General features: G+C 53.3%; 19 protein-coding genes and 1 pseudogene. 17 read left to right on the top strand and 3 right to left on the bottom strand.

Features of this window, described 5'->3' with window-relative positions; all coding sequences use genetic code 11:
- The 9 genes and pseudogenes from L692_RS0116790 to L692_RS0116750 all read left to right on the top strand — a co-directional run.
- The coding region (locus tag L692_RS0116790) for a C40 family peptidase (protein ID WP_025701276.1) at positions 1 to 481 on the top strand (481 nt) is incomplete at its 5' end.
- Between the two features lie 258 nt (positions 482 to 739).
- Entirely contained in the window at positions 740 to 1,348 is a 609-nt protein-coding gene (locus L692_RS0116785) for a hypothetical protein (protein WP_156940475.1), read from the top strand.
- A 277-nt stretch (positions 1,349 to 1,625) separates the two neighbouring features.
- Positions 1,626 to 2,126, top strand: a complete 501-nt coding sequence (locus L692_RS0116780) for a DUF948 domain-containing protein (RefSeq protein WP_025701274.1) — start codon at positions 1,626 to 1,628, stop codon at positions 2,124 to 2,126.
- A 222-nt stretch (positions 2,127 to 2,348) separates the two neighbouring features.
- Positions 2,349 to 3,506: a PP2C family protein-serine/threonine phosphatase gene (locus tag L692_RS0116775; RefSeq protein ID WP_025701273.1), complete on the top strand. Its 1,158-nt coding sequence runs from the start codon at positions 2,349 to 2,351 to the stop codon at positions 3,504 to 3,506.
- A gap of 107 nt (positions 3,507 to 3,613) precedes the next feature.
- The gene (locus L692_RS0116770; protein ID WP_025701272.1) at positions 3,614 to 4,483 is read left to right on the top strand and encodes a CheR family methyltransferase; all 870 of its coding nucleotides are present in this window, start codon (positions 3,614 to 3,616) and stop codon (positions 4,481 to 4,483) included.
- Positions 4,484 to 4,501: 18 nt separating this feature from the next.
- Positions 4,502 to 5,704: pseudogene (locus L692_RS29145) on the top strand (response regulator); the annotation flags it as partial.
- 259 nt (positions 5,705 to 5,963) lie between these two features.
- On the top strand, positions 5,964 to 6,302 hold the full coding sequence (locus tag L692_RS0116760; protein WP_025701271.1) for an STAS domain-containing protein: 339 nt from the start codon (positions 5,964 to 5,966) through the stop codon (positions 6,300 to 6,302).
- A gap of 18 nt (positions 6,303 to 6,320) precedes the next feature.
- Positions 6,321 to 6,773 carry an anti-sigma B factor RsbW gene (gene rsbW, locus L692_RS0116755; RefSeq protein WP_025701270.1) on the top strand — a complete coding sequence of 151 codons (453 nt, stop codon included), beginning with the start codon at positions 6,321 to 6,323 and terminating at the stop codon, positions 6,771 to 6,773.
- Entirely contained in the window at positions 6,770 to 7,540 is a 771-nt protein-coding gene (locus tag L692_RS0116750) for a sigma-70 family RNA polymerase sigma factor (RefSeq protein ID WP_025701269.1), read from the top strand. The genes rsbW and L692_RS0116750 overlap by 4 nt, the downstream gene beginning before the upstream one ends.
- A gap of 71 nt (positions 7,541 to 7,611) precedes the next feature.
- On the opposite strand, the gene L692_RS0116745 is transcribed toward L692_RS0116750, so the two are convergent.
- Both L692_RS0116745 and L692_RS0116740 read right to left on the bottom strand, forming a co-directional pair.
- Complete coding sequence (locus tag L692_RS0116745) at positions 7,612 to 7,944, bottom strand: DUF5665 domain-containing protein (protein WP_025701268.1); 333 nt, start codon at positions 7,942 to 7,944, stop codon at positions 7,612 to 7,614.
- A gap of 151 nt (positions 7,945 to 8,095) precedes the next feature.
- A complete protein-coding gene (locus L692_RS0116740; RefSeq protein WP_025701267.1) occupies positions 8,096 to 8,587 on the bottom strand; it encodes a YtxH domain-containing protein in 492 nt (163 codons plus the stop codon).
- A gap of 394 nt (positions 8,588 to 8,981) precedes the next feature.
- Between L692_RS0116740 and L692_RS0116735 the strand changes: the two genes are divergently transcribed.
- Positions 8,982 to 9,983: an asparaginase gene (locus L692_RS0116735; RefSeq protein ID WP_025701266.1), complete on the top strand. Its 1,002-nt coding sequence runs from the start codon at positions 8,982 to 8,984 to the stop codon at positions 9,981 to 9,983.
- A gap of 61 nt (positions 9,984 to 10,044) precedes the next feature.
- Here the strand turns inward: L692_RS0116735 and L692_RS0116730 are convergent, their stop codons facing one another.
- Entirely contained in the window at positions 10,045 to 11,400 is a 1,356-nt protein-coding gene (locus tag L692_RS0116730) for a hypothetical protein (protein ID WP_025701265.1), read from the bottom strand.
- A 356-nt stretch (positions 11,401 to 11,756) separates the two neighbouring features.
- Between L692_RS0116730 and mtnA the strand changes: the two genes are divergently transcribed.
- The 7 genes from mtnA to L692_RS29140 form a co-directional block, all read left to right on the top strand.
- The gene (gene mtnA, locus L692_RS0116725; RefSeq protein WP_025701264.1) at positions 11,757 to 12,845 is read left to right on the top strand and encodes an S-methyl-5-thioribose-1-phosphate isomerase; all 1,089 of its coding nucleotides are present in this window, start codon (positions 11,757 to 11,759) and stop codon (positions 12,843 to 12,845) included.
- The gene (locus L692_RS0116720; protein ID WP_025701263.1) at positions 12,832 to 13,662 is read left to right on the top strand and encodes a class II aldolase/adducin family protein; all 831 of its coding nucleotides are present in this window, start codon (positions 12,832 to 12,834) and stop codon (positions 13,660 to 13,662) included. Before mtnA ends, L692_RS0116720 begins: the two co-directional genes overlap by 14 nt.
- A complete protein-coding gene (locus L692_RS0116715; RefSeq protein ID WP_036724125.1) occupies positions 13,649 to 14,956 on the top strand; it encodes an amidohydrolase in 1,308 nt (435 codons plus the stop codon). The genes L692_RS0116720 and L692_RS0116715 overlap by 14 nt, the downstream gene beginning before the upstream one ends.
- 71 nt (positions 14,957 to 15,027) lie before the next feature.
- Positions 15,028 to 15,849 (top strand): purine-nucleoside phosphorylase, encoded by an 822-nt coding sequence (locus tag L692_RS0116710; protein WP_376717961.1) that lies wholly within the window; start codon positions 15,028 to 15,030, stop codon positions 15,847 to 15,849.
- 71 nt (positions 15,850 to 15,920) lie between these two features.
- Positions 15,921 to 16,925: a BMP family lipoprotein gene (locus L692_RS0116705; protein WP_025701260.1), complete on the top strand. Its 1,005-nt coding sequence runs from the start codon at positions 15,921 to 15,923 to the stop codon at positions 16,923 to 16,925.
- 68 nt (positions 16,926 to 16,993) lie between these two features.
- Entirely contained in the window at positions 16,994 to 18,502 is a 1,509-nt protein-coding gene (locus tag L692_RS0116700) for an ABC transporter ATP-binding protein (RefSeq protein WP_025701259.1), read from the top strand.
- Positions 18,499 to 18,835: ABC transporter permease subunit (locus L692_RS29140; protein WP_036724122.1), on the top strand; the 337-nt coding region annotated here is incomplete at its 3' end. The genes L692_RS0116700 and L692_RS29140, both read left to right, overlap by 4 nt.

The following is an 18,835-nucleotide window of genomic DNA, read 5'->3' as shown; positions in this document are numbered from 1 at the left end:
GGCGGCGCCTTCGCCCGCAGTTCCCGCAGCGAGCCCGGCGGCCGGCGGCATCGAGCCGGTCATTGCAAGAGGGATGTCCTATCTCGGCACGCCTTACGAATTCGGGTCAAGCCGCAGCGATGTGTCCACCTTTGATTGCTCGGACTTTGTCCGGCAGATTTATCTTGAAGCGGCGAACATCAAGCTGCCTGCCGATTCCAGACAGCAGGGGAACTGGATCAAGACCAACAGCTCTGCCGTAACGGACATATCAGGGCTTAAGCGGGGCGATCTGATGTTCTTTATGAGCTACAAGGGAAGCTCGGCCGCCGCTTATGCCGGGATCGACAAATCGGCGCAGACGATTACGCATGTCGCCCTGTATTTGGGAGACGGACAGATTCTGCACACGTATTCCGTATCTTCCGGAGGCGTGAGAGTGGATAAATTAAGCGCTTCTTGGACCAATCGGTTCCTCTTCGGAGGTTCGGTTATCCGCTGATCATACAGCTTTGCCTGGTGCGGAAGCGACAGCAGTACAGTTTGTGACGGGTGCAGTACATGACAAAAGGGTGTTTCCATCGGCGGAGGTTTGGCTGACGGAGATGCCCTTTTGCGCTTTCGGCCAGGCAATCCCGGATTCTCGAAATTTTGTGAATTTTTCTTATACCTGTCATGACATAATATAAAGCTGCGGTATACTGATATAGTCAATGATGAACCGTTGCGGCGGACGAAGGGAAGAAGCGGGATGCCTCATATGAATCGAACAAGGACACCGGGAAAAACCCTGCTGCGGCTGTTTGCCGCGCTTGTGCTGGTCCTGCTTCTCGCGGGAGCGGCGGTTGCCTGGTACGCCGCGCCGAGGGATAAGCTGGATCTGTCCTATGAGCGGGTGGATCTTAAGCCGAAGCTGCTCCAAATGGCGAAAGAGAGAAGCCCTGTTCTAACGCTGACTGAAGACGAGCTGGTCAACCTGTTCACCAAGGGGATGAACGACTATCTGTCCGGGCATCCTTCATCCCTTGTCCGGATTACCGGAGTCCGGTTCCGCCAGAGCGGAGACCGGCTGACTGCGGATATTAACGGCCGGACCGGGCCGGTGCCGTTCGGCGCCGAGATCGGCATGACCATGGAGGTGTCTCCGGCCTCGGGCGGCACGATCTGGCTGCGTCATGATTATACGGCTATCCGGAACCGGAAGCTGCCGGAAGGCATGGTGTCCTTTCCGCCGATTACGGTCCGCTTGCGGGAGCATATGCCGTTTATGGTCGAGGTTGACCGGATTGAGTTGCTAAAGAGCGGCATGCGCGTTTCCTTTGCCGTGAACTGGAGCGATCTGTTTCGTCTGCTGCTGAAGCTGAAATAAGCCGGGAACCCTTTCTTTTCTTGAGAGGCGTCCCGGACTTATTTCAGCTTATTTTCGTTTCCGGGAGCGGCCGAAGGCCCTTTTTTTGAGAATGGGAGCATACACTTACATTGATCGGCCACGCACAAGCGCGGAAGAGAAATAACGCGAAATCAGGGGCGGCAGCGCGGCCGGAGAGCGCCGAACGGTTGTTTCGGTCGTAGGACCAAAGGGTAACTAAGCAATATTAAGGCAGACTTGAGGCCGATAATATCATGAACGGAAGGAGCCTATATCCATGATCATTAGTCTCAGCGTGGCACTTATTGCTGTCGCATTCGCGGTTCTCGTCATCTTTCTGATCAAGACGCTGAATTCCGCCAAAGATTCTCTGAATAAAGTGAGCCAGACGCTTCTGGAAGTACAGAAGACGGTCGATGAGCTTACCTATGAAGTGAAAGCAACGGTAAGACACGCCAACAAGATTACAGCGGATGTGCAGGGCAAAATAGAAAAAATCGACCCGATCATGGACTCGGTGCAGAATCTGGGCGAGGTGCTGAGCGAGCTGACGCTGACCGTGAAGCAGGTTTCGGTGACGGTCATCGAGAAATTCCGCAGAAACCGGGAACTGAAAGAGAAATCGGAGCCCGTATCGATTAACAGAGCCAAGCTGAGCCCCGCGGAAGAGCGTACAGTAGATTCCTACAATGCCGTGAACAGCAGGAAAGGGAGAGTGGCCGCCGTCCTGAAGGGTGTCGACGTGGCTGCCGCTCTTTGGCAAAAGTACCGGAAGTAGCGCGCGGCGATTGGACGAAGGAATCGGAAAGGATCCATTGGGGCTGTCCCGCAAGTCATGAAAGATGACCAAGGGGCTGTCCCTTTTCGACTTTCCGCAAGGAAAGATAAGGGGATGTCTACAGATGTTGCGGATGGAAAATACCCGGCTGAATGTCGTATGATTGTATTATGCGTATTTTGGATTTTTCGGTCGAACTAAGAGATTATGCGAGGTGAAGCGATGAAAATTCTAATCGTTGATGACAATCCTACCAACATCATCATTATCCGTGAAATCCTGAAAAAAGAGGCATATCGCAATGTGATTACGGCGGCTTCCGCAATTGAAATGTTTGAGATCCTTGGGGTGGGGGGCGATAATACCGGGCTTAGACCGAAGCATCCCGATGTCGATCTGATTCTGCTTGATATGATGATGCCCGAACTGGACGGTATTGAGGCCTGCCGGATCGTGCAGCGCTACGCGAAATTAAAGGATATTCCGATCATCATGGTGACTGCGGTCGGAGATTCCAAGAAATTGGCGGAAGCGCTGGACGCCGGCGCTGTCGATTATGTAACGAAGCCGATCAACAAGGTCGAGCTGATGGCGAGAATCCGTCTGGCGCTGCGGCTGAAGGCCGAGAAAGACTGGCATAAGGAACGCGACCAGCGCATTCAGTATGAGCTGAAGCTGGCGGCGCTTGTGCAGAATGCCGTGCTCAGCCTGCCGCTGAAGGAAGAGCTGTTCGAAGTGCATGCCCTTTATCAGCCTTCAGCCGAGCTGGCCGGGGACTTGTATGCCTGGTATGCGCTGGGGGACGGGCGGTACGGGGTTATTTTGCTGGATATGATGGGACATGGTATTTCCTCTTCTCTGTTCTGCATGTTCATCGCTTCCGTGCTCAAGGATACGGTTACAACTTATGTCGAGCCGGAGAAGGTCATCCAGGAGCTGAACCGCCGCTTCAATCAGCTCTATATCGAGAAGCAACTGGTGCAATATTATTTTACAACCATTTATATGGTCATCGATACGAAGCTGCGTCGTATAGACTATGTGAATGCGGGCCATCCTCCCGCCTTGTTCTTCGAGGGGAACGCCTGGAGTCCGGTGATGCTGGAGAGCAACTGTCACCCGGTGGGGCTGTTCGACCGGATCGAGGCCGCGCCGCAAACGCTCACTTATGAGCAGGATGGCCATTTGGCGTTGTATACCGACGGGCTGATGGAGATGGTAGAGGGGGAGCAGCAGGACCAGCTGGCATTCCTGATCCGCGAGCTTTCGGGAGAGCATGAATGGCGGGAGGAGACAATGCGGGCCGCTTTTTTTGAAGACAAGGCTCCGGGGGGGCGCGATGACGACAAGTGTCTGGTGTGGATTTCACTCCGTACGTGAAAGCGGCAGCGCTTGTGTTCGTCATTCGCGATTTGGGGTAATACTCTTACACAGACAGAATCATCAGCCGTTTGCCGGAGGACGGCGTTCGCAAGGGAGCCGGAACAATGACCAAAACTGAACGGGGCAGCCATGAGCCGACCCTTGCAGGAGCCGACAAGAATGAGCTGGAAAATATCGAGATCGAGCTTCTGCTCTGCGGCATTCATCGCCTCTACGGATATGATTTCCGAAATTATTCACTGCCTTCCCTGAGGCGGCGCATCTGGCATCGTGTGCATGGGGAGAACCTGTCCAGCATCTCCGCATTGCAGGAGAAGGTGCTTCATGACAGGAATTGCTTTGAGCGGCTCATCTACAGCCTTTCCATACCGGTCACGGAGATGTTTCGGGACCCCGGCATGTTCCGGGCCTTCCGCCGGAAGGCCGTTCCTCTGCTGAGGAACTGCCCTTTCATCCGCATCTGGCACGCCGGCTGCTCTACGGGCGAAGAGGTGTACTCCATGGCGATTCTGCTGAAGGAGGAGGGCCTGTACGACAAAGCGCGTATTTACGCCACTGATATTAACAACAGGTCGCTTCAGCAGGCCAAGGAAGGCGTGTACGAACTCAGCAAAATGCAGCAGTACAGCCAGAACTACCTGGAGGCGGGCGGTAAGCGCGCCTTCCCGGAATATTATACGGCGAAGTACAATTCGGTCATTTTTCAGCCTGCCTTGCGCCAAAATATTATTTTTGCCGAGCATAATCTGGCGACCGATACTTCGTTCAACGAGTTTAATGTTATCTTTTGCCGGAATGTTATGATTTACTTTAACGATGAGCTCAGAGAGCATGTCCACAGCCTGTTCTTCGAAAGCCTCAGCCGGTTCGGATTGCTGGTTCTCGGAGCCAAAGAATCCATTCATTTCACCAGGCACAGCGACAGCTACGAGCCGCTAGACAGAGCAGAGAAGATCTATCGTAAAATCAAATGATGTGTTCAGGAGGGGCCTATGATGGGTCAAGAACCGATTCACATTCTGCTGGTGGACGATCGCCTTGAGAACTTGATGGCGCTGGAGGCCGTGCTTGAGAGCAAGCAGTACAAAGTCGTAAAGGCAGATTCCGGCGAAGAAGCGCTAAGCTGCCTGCTGAGGCATGAATTTGCTGTCATCGTGCTTGATGTTCAGATGCCGGGAATGGACGGGATTGAGACCGCCAGGCTGATTAAGGCCCGGGACAAGACGAAGAATATTCCGATTATTTTTATTTCGGCGGGCAGCAAGGAAGTGGAGCATGTGTTCGCCGGATATTCCGCGGGGGCCATCGACTATATGACTAAACCGCTTATCCCACAGATTCTGAAAGCGAAAATCGAGGGCTTTGTCGAAATGTTCCTGGCCAACAAGAAGCATCAGAGCCAATCCATGCTTCTTCAGCAGAAGACGCAGGAGCTGGAGCGAATGGGCAAGGAGCTGCTCAAGGCGAAGGAAGATGCCGAGAGCGCTGCCAGGGCAAAGACTGAGTTTCTGGCGATGATGAGCCATGAAATACGCACACCGATGAACGGGGTCGTGGGGATGATCGACCTGCTGATGGAAACCGAGCTTACACCCGAGCAGCAGGAATACGCCGATGTTATCCGCAAAAGCGCGGACACTCTGGTCACCGTCTTTAACGATATTCTGGATTACACCCGGATGGAATCCGGCAAGCTGGAGGCCGAGGTTCAGCTGTTCGAGCTGCGCAGCTGCATACAGGAAGTGTTCAGTCTGTTCTCGGCGGAAGCGGGCAGAAAGAATCTCAAGCTGGCCTATTTTATCGACCATAATCTGCCGAATCTGCTCTACGGGGACATGGCCCGGCTTCGCCAGGTACTGGTGAATCTCGTATCCAATGCGATCAAGTTCACAAGCCTGGGCGGAGTGTATCTGGTCGTCACCGGCAGGGAGAGAAGCGACAATCGGATCGTTGTAGAGTTTATGGTCAAGGATACCGGCATCGGGATATCCCCGGAAAAGCGCGACCGTCTGTTCCAGCCGTTCTCCCAGCTTGATTCATCGATGACCCGCAAGTACGGCGGCACCGGTCTGGGGCTGGCCATTTGCAAATCGCTGGTGGGGATGATGGGGGGCGAGATACGGGTGGAGTCCATGGAGAAGAAAGGCGCCGCCTTCATATTCACCATTACCGCAGGGCTGCCGGGGGAGGATTCGGGCGGAAGCGGCCATTTGCAGAAGGGAACCGGTTCCTCTCTTTGCAGGGAAGGCGATATCGGCAAGCCGCTTAATTTCGGCAGCATGCGGCAAATTTCATCCCGTTATTCCGGCGGGGCAACCCTGCACCATGGCCGGGATTCGACGGTCAATCCGGCGTAGCCTAGCAATTTCCAGAGCATGAAGTCCGATATTTTTGTTTCATGAGCATGTCTTTAGGGTTATTGGTAAAGAAAACATGAATCAGGAGAGATTGTCTATGAATACACATAAGAGCGAGAAGTTTCAAGCAACGACAAAAACCGAGAATGGCGTCTGCACAGTCTACCTGAGAGGGGAACTCGATTTGTCGGTTGCTGCCGATTTCCGGCTGGTGATGGAGCCGCTTGTGGGGGATTCAGAGCTTGATCTGGTCATTAACATGAAAGAGTTGAAATATATTGACAGCACGGGAATTGGTATTCTCCTGTCGATCCTTAAGGCAAGACACGGAATGGATGTTAAATTCACCGTGGAGGATGTTCCGCCGCAAATACAGAAGCTGTTTGATATGACCGGTATCGCCAAGTTTTTTGCCTCCCAAGAGAATTCCCACTAGGAAAGGACCGAACCAAGAATGAGTGATGATATACAAAAAGTGATAATCCAGTTGCCCGCCAGTGCAGAATATGTCGATATTGTCAGACTCAATTTATACGGAATCGCCTCGAAGATGGGCTTCTCGTACGAAGATATAGAAGATATGAAAGTCGCGGTCTCCGAGGCGTGCAACAATTCCGTTCTTTACGCCTATGAGCAGGAGGACGGATTAGTCGATGTCATCTTTGAAGTAGGCGCGGACGCCCTGTCAATCACCGTCAAGGACGAGGGGGAGAGCTTTGACAAGGTGAAAGCATCCGGAGAGCGCATGACCCTGCATGATAAGGAGCTAAGCGATGTTCAAGTCGGGGGGCTCGGTTTCTATTTGATGCAGGCGCTTATGGATGAGGTTAACGTTATAAGCGAGTCCGGGAAGGGGACGGTCGTCACCTTGACCAAAAAGCTTCATCTCAGCGAGGAGAGAGTATGAATGAAAGAGCGACTCCCCCAGAGTCCTTGGACGAATCCGTCTCTCTCATTTGGGAATATCAGCAGACGAAAGATAATGATATTGCCACCGCATTGATTCATAGATATGAACCGATGGTCAAGATGGCCGCAGGCAAGATTGCCCGCAACCGCCCCGATCTGTATGAAGACCTCTATCAGGTCGGTCAGATGGCTCTGATCCGCCTCCTGCAGCAATACGACATCAGCCTTGGCATTCCTTTTGAGCCCTATGCCATGAAGAGCATGATCGGGCATATGAAGAATTTCCTCCGCGATAAATCCTGGTACATACAGGTTCCCAGACGCATCAAAGAGAAGGGCGCATTGGTTCAGCAGGCCATTGACGAGTTGACCGTCAAGCTGGAGCGTTCGCCCGATGTGGGCGAAATCGCCAGATACCTTGATCTGTCTGTGGAGGAAGCGGTGGAGGTTCTTGCCGGCAGGGAATGCTATCATTACGTATCGCTGGATTCCCCGCTGTCTCAGGAAGAGACCGGCGCCACGCTGGGCGAACTGATCAGCTCGGACGCGAATGACTATGATACCGTAGAGCGGCGCATGGATTTGCAGCAGGCGCTTGGGCAACTGAAGGAACAGGAGCAGAAGGTGCTGCTGCTGGCATTTCAGGAAGGGCAGTCCCAGCGGGCGATTGCCCAGAAGCTGGGTGTATCGCAAATGAGCGTATCGCGCATCCAGAAGCGGGCCACCGAGAAGCTGAAGCAGATTATGTCCAATTCGACCTATTGATAGATTGTAAACTGCGAAAGGGCATGGAACCGCCGGAGCGGGACCATGCCCTTTATGTCTGCGCGCCTTCTTCAACTGTTGGCGTCAATGTACTTTTTGATTTCGGCCAGATACTCGCCGATGACCGGCACGTTAACAAACAGACTGAGGACATACCCCAGTATGCCCAGCACAATGAATGTGCCAAGAGATAGACCAAGCCCCCGGGAAACGCCGGCCATAAGATTGGTAATGATCCGCTTCTTGGGGTCTGTATAATTCTCCAGAATATCCTTGAATTCCGATTTCTCCAGCGACTCGGCGATTTGGTCCAGCCGGGTATTCAGCCGCTTCACCTCATGGCGGAGCTCGAACGGGTGATCATCGACCTCGTAGTTTTTCATTTTTCCTGTAAGATTGCCCATAAAGGTTCCTCCCGCTTGTTAATCGCTGAACGGACCTTGGTTGTTAGCATTAATCAGGCGTCATGCAATAGCGGCAGCCAGCTGCAATCAGCTGGCTGCCGGATGGAAGAAGAATAGAGAGCTTGCAGCAACCGCGCTTTGCGTGAACCGCTTAATGGGTGGCTTTCACCTCATCCGAAGCGTTCTTGGCTTCTTCGGTGATATCCTTCGAGGCGGCCCTGATATCCTCGCCTACCTCTGCGGAAGCCGTGTCGGCCGTATCGGCAACCTTCTTTCCGGTCTCCTGGAGAGTAGCGGCAATTTGCTGCTTGCTGTCGCTGACGGTTGACTTGATATCGGCGGCTCTGGACGATACGGTACTGGCCAGATCGGAAACCTTGCTGGTTACGGTGCCGGCCAGGTCAGCCACTTTTCCGCCGACTGCGGTAGCCAGCGATTTGGTCTTGTCGGTAACCGTGCCAGAGAATTCTTTCGTCTTGTCGGTGGCTATGCTCAATTTGTCGGAGAGATCGCTGCGGACCTCGCGCCCCGGTTTGGGAGCGAAGAGAAGGGCCGCCGCCGCGCCGATCAGACCGCCAATAAGAAGTCCCTTCGCGAAGGTTGTTCCGCTGTGGACCGGATATTCCAGTTCTTCTTTACTCATCACAATCACTCCTCGGGTAGAATAAGGTAAATCCAAAGTCGGAAGGCGCCCCCGGCAGTCCTGTAGCCAGGCCCGGCAGGAATACGAATAACGATTCCCCGCATACGAGCGCCTTCTTCATTTGGAAGTCGGCCTTACAATGAATTGATCTTGACTTCTTACTTCGTATATAAACGTTTACGTATCCCCTGAAACAGCAAAGAGTATGGGAAAGACTGGCGGAGCATGAGTGCTGAAAGAGAAGAACAGACATGAAAATATGGAGTAAATCGTTCTTTTTAGCCCTTTACAAAAGACTTCCCATGACTGCTAGATTATATAGTTCTTTTAAATGGGATGGTTCCAACAGCTTCTATATATTAGGAAGCACACAGAGATAAAGGAGAGACCAAATATGGAGACGGTTTTGGTAAAGGAGTATCGGGCCAATCTGATGGAATGCGCCCATAGCGGGCATATTGCAATGGTGGGGGAGAACGGCGTTCTGAAAGGGTATGCGGGGGACCCCGGCTTTGTATCCTTTACCCGTTCTTCAGCTAAGCCGCTGCAGGCGATCCCGGGCATTCGCGGCGGAATTGAAGGCAAGTACGGTCTGACCGCAGCCGAAATCGCCCTGATGACCGCTTCGCACCGGGGGGAGAGCTATCACCTTCGGACGCTGGAGAGTATGGCGGCCAAGACGGGTATAACCGAAGGCTGCCTGATCTGCGCTTCCAGCTATCCGCTCGACGAAGCCAGCCGCGAGGAGGCGATTCGCAGCTTGGGCAAGCGGAAGCTGTACCATAACTGCTCCGGCAAGCATCTGGGGCTTCTGTCTTACAGTAAATCGAAGGCACTGCCGCTGGAGGGGTACGCGCAGCCGGAGCATCCGGTTCAGCAGGAGATTCTCCAAACGGTCGCCTATATGGCCGGTCTGGCGCCAAAGGATATCGCCCTCGGAACGGACGGCTGCGGCTTGCCGGTGTTCGCTCTCCCTCTAACCGGCTTGGCCCACGCCTATTTGAAGCTGGCCTGTCCCGAGCTGATCGACGATCCTGGAACCAGAGAGGCGGTCAAGGTCATCACATCGGCCATGCATGCCCATCCGGAGATGGTGGCCGGACACGGACGGCTGGACTCGCTGCTGCTGGAAGACGGGAACATCGTGGCCAAAGGCGGCTTCAAGGGCGTATATTGCTTCGGGCTGCGGAGCGAACGTCTCGGATTTGCCTTTAAGGTGCTGGACGGCTCGGAAGAAGAATGGGGCCTGATTGTCCGCAGTATTCTGGAGCAGATCGGCTATGCGAACCGGTCGTTGCTAACGAGGCTTGCGGCCGCTTTCCCGGACGCTATCGAGAATGATGAAGGCATGCGGGTCGGCTATGCGGAGACGGTATTCAAACTGGAGTTATTGTAAATAGAAAGAGCCTGTTCAAGCTGTTACGCTCGAACAGGTTCTTTCATTCAAGGCTGCACGGTTACTTATAATCGCCTTCCAGGTAACGATAGAACGGTTCGTCAACCCAGAAGGAGTACGATTCCAACTGGATGCCGGGCTGGATTTGCTTCAAGCCTTCGGCGATCGCCGCAGTTTGAGCGGGTAGCGAGAAGGTTTGAGCGTAATAGCTCCCATTGGTTATTTTGGTATTGGAAATGAGCTTGTAATCGGGCATTACGGTATTGGAATAGTAAAGGGGCTGCCACCATGAATCCACAATCAGTCCGGATTGATCCTCGCTGTCCTTCTTGGAGTACTTCAGAACGATGCGCTGGAAGTCGTTCTTGTGCTTAACGGTTTGAAATTCAAACGAGAGATCGTATTCCTTCGAATATGCGATGGAAATACCGTCATGATCCTCGACAATTTTATAATCCTGCGGACCCCATTCCTTCAAATAGATGAAAGCGGAGGTCTTGGGTTCAAGCTGCACCTTTGCGTCAATCCCTTCGCTGCGCAGCAGACCGATTAGTTGCAGAGCATGGACGATATTGCTGTGACCGTAAGTTACAGTCAGATCGGGGTTGAAATGAGGACTGTACCGGGAATCCTTGAGATTATACCCGGTCACCATTTGTTGCTTCAGCGCCTGATCGACAACGGACTGCAAGGGCTTGTCTTCCATGATATCTCGGGACAGCCACGCTTGATAGACAAGACGGAAAATGTCCGGGTCCGATATGCGGCCAAGGTAATTTTCGCTTTGCCCGTGAAAAGCAAGAATTTGATCAAGCAGAGCGGAAGCGAAATCGCTGGAGGCTGGCTTCGTCAAAGAAAATGAAAGAAGGGCATCAGAAGGCAGCAGTCCCAAATCTATCGCCGCAGCCAATTCCTGGGCCGCTTGCTTGGATAGTGTGGGATTGCCGGCAATTCGTATCTTGGCCAGCGAGCGCTTCGTTTTCTCCGGGGAGTAAGTATAGGCTAATTCCTTCATGCCCGATGCTTTAAGGGCAATCATGACAGCGTTGCTTTGGGTAAGCGGCCGGTTGGCGTATACGGTGGACTGGGTAATAATGCCTTTGTCGTACAGAGCTGCGGCGGACTCGTAATATGGGCTGCTCTCCGGCAGGTCACTGAATGAAGTCTTGCGCTCATTTGCCTTCAAATCCAGTATTTTCGCCACGGCAGCCATGAAATCCCCTTTGGTTAAGGGATCGGGGAGTACAAGCCCGTAGTGTTCCTTCAAGGCGTGCTTGTTGTCTGCCAGCTTGGATACTGGGACCGGACCGGGCTGCGCCGATTGTGAATAAGCATTGCTCGGCGTCCAGAGGCCGGGAATGAGTAGCGCTGAAATCATAAATGAAACGATAATGCGCGCGCCTTTTGAAATCGTCATAAAGTTCCTCCTGTAAATAAGTAGATTGCCAAGCTTCCTTTTGATAGCTATATGCCCCTGTTTATTCCCCCAGGCCATCACCCCCCCATCGCAATCGAGTATCTCTAAAACGGTCAAAAAACAACAAAATAACAACATTGTTGTTAGGGATTATAACATTAAGCCCGAGAATGGACAATATACTCAAAGAAAAATTAAAAATTTTAGAGAAAAAATGTTGATAACTGAGGTATTATGCATTATTATGTGAATTAATGTTACGCAGGTGATGCTGTTCAATCTCGTTGAGGATTAGAAGTGACTGATATTGTTGTTATTTAATTGAATAGGTAAAACTACATCAAGAGGTGATCAGGATAGCTACAGAGCAGATTCAATCGGTATCGTTTGACGGGGAGACCTTGTATATTCTTGACCAGACCCAATTGCCGGCAGTCACGCAGTATTTGCGAATTACGAGGATTGAGCAATGCTGGCAAGCGATCAAGGAGCTGAAAGTGAGAGGGGCGCCGGCTATTGGCATTGCGGCTGCTTACGGGCTTCTTCTTGGCTTGAAGGATGTAGCCGCTGACGGGTTCGATGATTTCTATCAGGGATTTCAGGAGAAGTCCGAGTATTTGGCCTCTTCCCGCCCCACAGCAGTTAATCTCTTCTGGGCATTAAATCGGATGCATGCACGGTTAATCGCCGAGAAGGAGCATTCGGTCGAAGCTCTGAGAGCGAAGTTGCTTCAAGAGGCGCATGCCATTAGAGCAGAGGATGAAGCGGTATGCCGCAGCATCGGGATGCATGGACTCACTCTATTACATGACGGCATGACCCTATTAACGCATTGCAACGCAGGAGCCATTGCTACAGCCAAATATGGTACGGCGCTGGCGCCTGTCTATTTGGCCAAAGAACGCGGATGGAACTTGAAGGTGATTGCTGACGAGACACGCCCGTTGCTCCAAGGCTCCCGCCTGACGGCGTGGGAGCTAACGGAAGCCGGGATTGACGTTACTCTGATAACTGACAGTATGGCCGCTTATGTAATGTCCAAAGGCTGGGTGGACGCTGTTATTGTAGGCTGCGACCGGGTTGCGGCGAACGGCGACGTCGCCAACAAAATCGGTACTTACGGCGTGGCTCTGCTGGCTAAGGCGCACTGCATTCCATTCTATGTGGCTGCTCCGATGTCGACCATTGATATGGATACGGCATCCGGCGATGCGATCCCAATCGAGGAGCGGGAAGCCGGGGAAATCACTAATGGCTTCGGTGTCCACACTGCTCCGCCAGAGGTGAAGGTATTCAATCCTGCATTTGATGTAACGCCGAATGAGCTGATCTCTGCCATCATTACGGAACAAGGCATTGTCCGTCAGCCTTACAACGAAACGCTAATCGAGTTGTTCAAGCAAGGCGGGAACAGCGGGGAAGGAACCCGACATGTCGAATCATGAAGCGGACGAGGACGTTAAACGGGACATTTGCGAGATCGGAAGGCGTGTGTACGCGAAAGGCTTCGTGGCTGCAAATGACGGCAATATCTCCGTCCGCACGGGAGAGGATGAAGTTTGGATAACTCCTACGGGTGTCAGCAAGGGCGAGATGACGCCGGACATGCTGATTAAAGTCAATCTTGAGGGTGAAGTGCTTCAAGGCAGACTGAAGCCCACTTCTGAAATCAAGATGCATATGAAGGTCTATGAGAAACGGCCCGATATCCGTGCGGTACTTCATGTGCATCCCCCGTATGCCACGGCGTTTGCGATTGCGGGTATCCCGCTTAACATGGCAACAATGCCGGAGACGGTCGTGCATCTTGGCACAATCCCGCTAGCTGAGTATGCCACACCTTCTACGGTGGAGGTTCCTAAGAAGATTGAAGGATTTGTGGCCGACCACAATGGAGTGTTGCTGGAAAATCACGGCGCGCTTACCTGGGGGCGCGATCTGCGCTCCGCCTACTATATGATGGAGTCGCTGGAATTCTGCGCGAAGATCAATTGGATTGCGAAGCAAATGAACGGATTGCGTGAACTGCCTGCCCGGCAGGTTGCCGAGCTGGTACGGATACGGGAACGGATGGGGTTAAGAGGCGAGACGCCCGCCGGTGTTCGGAGTGATAGCGAGCGTAACACGGGATGGACAGACGGAAGGGCTGAGCCGCTCCCGTTCACTGACGGTCAACTGGAGCGCATAGTGGGCAGGATTACGGCTGCGGTGCTTGCCGAGTTGGGACAGATAGATGCGAGAAAGGGTGATGGAATTGCATAGTATCATCGTTAACGCCACGATCCTTACCGTTGATGACTCCAATCGGATTGTGCGGAATGGGGCAGTCGCCTTCAACAACGGAGTGATTACGTATGTCGGAGCTACGCCGGAGGATCTGGACCCCTTCGATGAAGTAATTGACGGACGCCGCCGCATAGTGCTTCCGGGTCTCATTAATACCCATGGGCATGCGGGAATGTCGCTGCTGCGCGGCTATGCGGACGATTTGCCGCTTCAGACCTGGCTGAATGAGAAAATTTGGCCGTGGGAAGCGCGATTTACGGATGAGCATGTGAGATGGGGAACAGGGCTGTCTTTAATCGAGATGATTCGCACAGGAACAACGACCTTCGTCGATATGTACGACCATAACGAGGCAGTCGCGGATATGGCAGCGCCCTCCGGGATGAGGGCCGTCCTCTGCTGCGGGATGATTGGAAGCGATAATCAGAACGTCCGGGACCGGAAGCTCGCTGATGCCGTATCCTTCGCGAAGGCTTGGCACGGACAAGCGGACGGCCGGATTACGGTGATGTTGGCTCCGCACTCGCCCTATACATGTACGCCGCATTTCATAACGCAGATTCTGGATAAGGCGGCTCAGCTTCAGCTTCCCGTACATACGCATATGTCCGAGACGAAGTGGGAGGTCGAGCTTAATGTGCAGAGATACGGCTGCCGTCCGGTTGCTCATCTACACAAGCTGGGCATGTTCGAGCGGCAGACCTTGGTCGCGCATGCGGTTCATCTGACAGAAGAAGAGATGGATCTGCTGGCAGACTGCGACGTTCGCGTATCGCATAATGCAATCAGCAATTTGAAGCTTGCGAGCGGGGTCGCGCCTGTCCCGCAGATGCTTGCCAGAGGGATAAGCGTATCGCTGGGCACAGACAGCTCGGCAAGCAATAATAATCTGAACTTGTTCGAGGAGCTGAAGATGGCGGCCGTTCTGCATAAGGGGACAACCTATGATCCGCTTGCCGTTCCGGCGGAAACAGCGTTGAGAATGGCGACACGCAATGGAGCGGACGCGGTGTTTCAACCGGATTTGATTGGAAGCATCGAGATAGGCAAGCAGGCCGATCTAATCATGCTTGATGCAGGGAGAGCCAACTATCAGCCGGCGCATAATCCCTGCTCGCATGTTGTATATGCCGCTAACGGACTGGACGTCACGGATACTATCGTGGCGGGTAAGTTTCTCATGCGCAACGGAGAGTTGCTCACGCTCGATGAAGAGCGAGTGATGTATGAGGCCAACCGGATGGTGGGCCAGCTTATGCGTGGAGATTGATCCGTCTGCCGAAGCAGGCGGAATAAGCGGAACGCCGGTCAACGTCAAGCTTACTGAATGAAGGAGGGGCAATGATGGAGCTAAAGGACAGAATTGATCATGCCAAAGCATATATTCAGCGTTTAACTGATGACCGCCCGGAGGTCGGACTGATTCTCGGATCGGGACTCGGGGATTTGGCTGACGAAATGGAGGATGCAATCAAGATCCCTTATCATGAAATTCCGTTCTTCTCCAGAACCAGCGTGGAGAGCCATGCCGGTCTGCTCGTAATCGGCAGGCTGGAGGGCAAGGCGGTCATCGCGATGCAGGGCAGGTTTCATTATTATGAGGGGCATTCCATGGATGCCGTTACCTTCCCGGTTAGAGTCATGCGGGCGCTTGGGACCGAGCGGCTGCTGATTACCAATTCAAGCGGCGGCGTGAACGAGTCTTATCAGACAGGCGATGTGATGATTATCAGTGATCATATTAATTTAATGGGAGCCAACCCGCTTGTCGGACCCAATGACGACCGGTTGGGCGTCCGGTTTCCCGATCTGACGAATGCGTATTGCCCAGATCTCAGGCGGCTTGCGCATCAGGCGGCGGCGGATCAGGGAATAGGTCTTCAAGAGGGGGTATACGTCGGCTGGAGCGGACCATCATTTGAGACACCCGCCGAAGTTCGAATGACGCGAATCCTGGGCGGGGATGCGGTCGGCATGTCAACGATTCCCGAAGTCATCGCGGCCAATCATGCCGGGATGAAGGTGCTGGCGCTGTCCTGTGTCTGTAATATGGCCGCAGGCATTATGCCAGGGGAGCTAACGTCTGAAGAAGTATTCGAAGCTGCCAGAGGGTTGAAGGGAAAGCTGACGGGACTGGTTAGAGGAATCTTGAAGCTGATCTGAAGGAAGGCGTGAGCCGATCATTGACCGAATCTGGTGAATGATGAACCATACCATGAATGGGGAGTAGGACGATGAAGAAGAGCGCATTGTTGATTATGATACTGGTGATAGCGATGATAGCGGCCGGATGCTCGGCTAATGATACGAAGGGCCGGGAATCGGCTGCCGATGACACAAAACAGAAGCGTGTAGCGCTTATAACACCGGAAAAAATTGGCGTGAACCCCTTCTTTCAAATTATGGATGAAGGCGCGAAGCAAGCGGCGTCAACCTATAAATTGGAGCAAAAAACGCTGGAGTCGGCGGACCCGAATGCCATTGAGGAAAATCTGCGGGTTGCGGTTGCCGAGAACTACGATCTGATTATTACGTCTTCCTTCCAGTCCGCCGATGCCTTGAAGAAGGTAGCCGCGGAAAATCCGGACAAAAAATTCGTTATTATTGACGATGTTGTGGATTTGCCTAATGTTCGCAGCGCGGTGTTCCGCGAGCAGGAGGCCGCTTATTTGCTCGGAGCAGCAGCAGGTCTGTCCACAAAGAGCAATACAGTGGGGATGGTCGTTGCCATGGACATCCCGCTTATGAAGAAATGGACAAGCGGCTTTGAGCAAGGCTTGAAGGCGGTAAACCCTAAGGCTTCGTTCCTCGTCAACTATGTGGGCAGCTTTACCGATCCGGCCAAGGCTAAAGAAATGGCGCTTGTGCAATATTCCAAAGGGGCCGATTTTGTCGCCGGGGCATCGGCGGTAGGGGATCTTGGCGTGTTTGAGGCTGCGAAGGAAAAGGGCTTCTTCACCTCGGGGCAGGATATCGACCGGACGGCGATTGATCCTAAGCATATCGTCATGTCCCAATTGAAGTCGGCCAATCATGTCGTCATTGACAGTATTAAGCAATGGGTTGAAGGCTCCTTTACGCCGGGCGTACACGAATACGGGCTTAAAGAAGACGGAGTTGGCCTAACCTATGTCACGGATAACAACCCGTTCATGACGCAAGCGGCGATAGAGAAGGTTTCACAAATTCGCAGTGATATCATTTCAGGCAAGATTACTGTCGTTAATCCGCTGAAATAATGATTCGCCAGACTTTAAGGCCAACTGTGGCTGGCCGGTTTGCTCTTATGCGAAAGGAGGTATCATAGATGACCACCGTGCTTGAAACCAGGCAGATCACGAAGATTTACGGTGATTTCACAGCGAATGACGGCATTGATTTTTCTTTGCGTAAAGGTGAGATTCATGCCATCGTCGGAGAGAATGGCGCAGGGAAAACAACGCTGATGAGAATGCTCTACGGAATGGAGTCTCCAACTTCGGGGGACATTGTGCGTCATGGTGAAGTGAAGCGTTATCAAAGCCCGTCTGATGCGATTCGGAACGGCGTTGGCATGGTGTTTCAGCATTTCATGCTGATTCCCTCCTACACGGTTGCTGAGAATATTGTCATCGGCAATGAGCCTGCAAGGGGAATCTGGTTCGACCGCAGGCTGGCTGCCCGGCGGATTAAAGCCTTATGTGACACTTACCAACTGCATGTTGACCCGGAACAGAAGGTATCCGAGTGCTCGCTTGGAATCCGGCAGCGGATTGAAATTTTAAAGGTGCTGTACAATGGGGCGGACATCATTATTCTGGACGAGCCGACGGCCGTTCTGACGCCGCTGGAAGTTAAGGAATTGCTGGTAACCATGAAGCGGCTTGCCAAGCAGGGGAAGAGTATGATCCTGATTACACACAAATTGCATGAGGTCATGGAGGTGGCAGACCGTATTACCGTGCTGCGCGGCGGCAAGGTGACCGGAGTGCTGGCCGCGAGCAGCACCAGCACTGCGGAGATTTCTCGTCTGATGGTGGGCCGGGAGCTGGAGGGAGTTACCCGGCAAGACCATGCCGCAGGAGAGCCTGTTCTGCGGGTACGCAGTTTAGGCGTGGAGGGAGCTAACGGGAAGGCGCTGCTGAAAAATATCACTTTCGATGTGTGCGCCGGGGAAATAGTAGGTGTCGCGGGTGTCTCCGGCAACGGCCAGTCAGAACTGGTCCAAGTGTTGAACGGACTGATGAAGGCGGATCAAGGTCGTGTCCTCCTGGGCGGGACCGATGTGACCAACTTGTCGGTGCGGCGAATCCGGGCGGCAGGACTGGCCCATATTCCTGAGGATCGTTACTTGTGGGGGGCCTCCAAGGATGCCAGCATTAAGGAGAACGCGATGATGGGCCATTACCGCAAAGAAGGCTATCACCGCTTGGGATGGCTAAAGCACAGGAAGCTGAACCGGCTGGTCAGCGGCTGGGTAGAGTCGTTCGCGGTCAAGACAACCTCCATTTACGAGCAGGCCCAGCATCTGTCCGGAGGGAACCTGCAGAAGCTGATCTCGGCAAGGGAACTCGGTCAAGAGACGGAATGTCTGATTGCGGCGGAGCCGACTCGCGGAGTTGACCTCGGCGCTATGGAGCTGATTCATCGGCAGTTATTGAAGAAGCGGGAGCGCGGGGAGGCCGTATTGGTTATTTCATCCGAGCTATCGGAAATTATGACGCTCTCGGATCGGATTCTTGTTATGTTTGAAGGAGAAATCGTCGGTGAGATTAGAGGCGGGAGCGTCACGGAAGAGGAGATTGGATTGCTGATGGCGGGGGGAGAGAGAGCGTGAAGAACTGGAAGCCTCTGCTTCACTCGATGATTCAGCCGATTGTGGCAATGCTGTGCGGCATTGCGGCAGGAGCCATCGTAATCAGCTTTACCGGGGAATCCATAATGGAGGCTTATCAGGAGCTGTGGCGGGGCGCATTTGGCAGCCTTTACTTCATCTCCAGCACGCTGACCAGGGCGACGCCGATCATTCTGTGCGGTCTCGGGATCGCCTTTGCTTTTCGGACGGGCTTGTTCAATATGGGGGCGGAAGGGCAAATGGTGCTAGGCGGCTTGGCGGCTGCTTTAACTGCGCTCTATATTCCCGGGTCAGGCTGGGTGAAGCTGGCTGTCG

The organism is Paenibacillus forsythiae T98 (genome assembly GCF_000520735.1).
In the GTDB taxonomy this organism is placed as follows: domain Bacteria; phylum Bacillota; class Bacilli; order Paenibacillales; family Paenibacillaceae; genus Paenibacillus_AQ; species Paenibacillus_AQ forsythiae.
The sequence above is the reverse complement of the archived record's forward strand: the minus strand, read 5'-3'. Positions and strand labels throughout refer to the sequence as shown.

Bases quoted from the DNA above. Each gene is read 5' to 3' on its own strand.
- L692_RS0116785 (WP_156940475.1), top strand. From the start codon at position 740: ATGAATCGAACAAGGACACCGGGAAAAACCCTGCTGCGGCTGTTTGCC.
- L692_RS0116780 (WP_025701274.1), top strand. From the start codon at position 1,626: ATGATCATTAGTCTCAGCGTGGCACTTATTGCTGTCGCATTCGCGGTT.
- L692_RS0116775 (WP_025701273.1), top strand. From the start codon at position 2,349: ATGAAAATTCTAATCGTTGATGACAATCCTACCAACATCATCATTATC.
- L692_RS0116770 (WP_025701272.1), top strand. From the start codon at position 3,614: ATGACCAAAACTGAACGGGGCAGCCATGAGCCGACCCTTGCAGGAGCC.
- L692_RS0116760 (WP_025701271.1), top strand. From the start codon at position 5,964: ATGAATACACATAAGAGCGAGAAGTTTCAAGCAACGACAAAAACCGAG.
- rsbW (WP_025701270.1), top strand. From the start codon at position 6,321: ATGAGTGATGATATACAAAAAGTGATAATCCAGTTGCCCGCCAGTGCA.
- L692_RS0116750 (WP_025701269.1), top strand. From the start codon at position 6,770: ATGAATGAAAGAGCGACTCCCCCAGAGTCCTTGGACGAATCCGTCTCT.
- L692_RS0116745 (WP_025701268.1), bottom strand. From the start codon at position 7,944: ATGGGCAATCTTACAGGAAAAATGAAAAACTACGAGGTCGATGATCAC.
- L692_RS0116740 (WP_025701267.1), bottom strand. From the start codon at position 8,587: ATGAGTAAAGAAGAACTGGAATATCCGGTCCACAGCGGAACAACCTTC.
- L692_RS0116735 (WP_025701266.1), top strand. From the start codon at position 8,982: ATGGAGACGGTTTTGGTAAAGGAGTATCGGGCCAATCTGATGGAATGC.
- L692_RS0116730 (WP_025701265.1), bottom strand. From the start codon at position 11,400: ATGACGATTTCAAAAGGCGCGCGCATTATCGTTTCATTTATGATTTCA.
- L692_RS0116720 (WP_025701263.1), top strand. From the start codon at position 12,832: ATGTCGAATCATGAAGCGGACGAGGACGTTAAACGGGACATTTGCGAG.
- L692_RS0116715 (WP_036724125.1), top strand. From the start codon at position 13,649: ATGGAATTGCATAGTATCATCGTTAACGCCACGATCCTTACCGTTGAT.
- L692_RS0116710 (WP_376717961.1), top strand. From the start codon at position 15,028: ATGATGGAGCTAAAGGACAGAATTGATCATGCCAAAGCATATATTCAG.
- L692_RS0116705 (WP_025701260.1), top strand. From the start codon at position 15,921: ATGAAGAAGAGCGCATTGTTGATTATGATACTGGTGATAGCGATGATA.
- L692_RS0116700 (WP_025701259.1), top strand. From the start codon at position 16,994: ATGACCACCGTGCTTGAAACCAGGCAGATCACGAAGATTTACGGTGAT.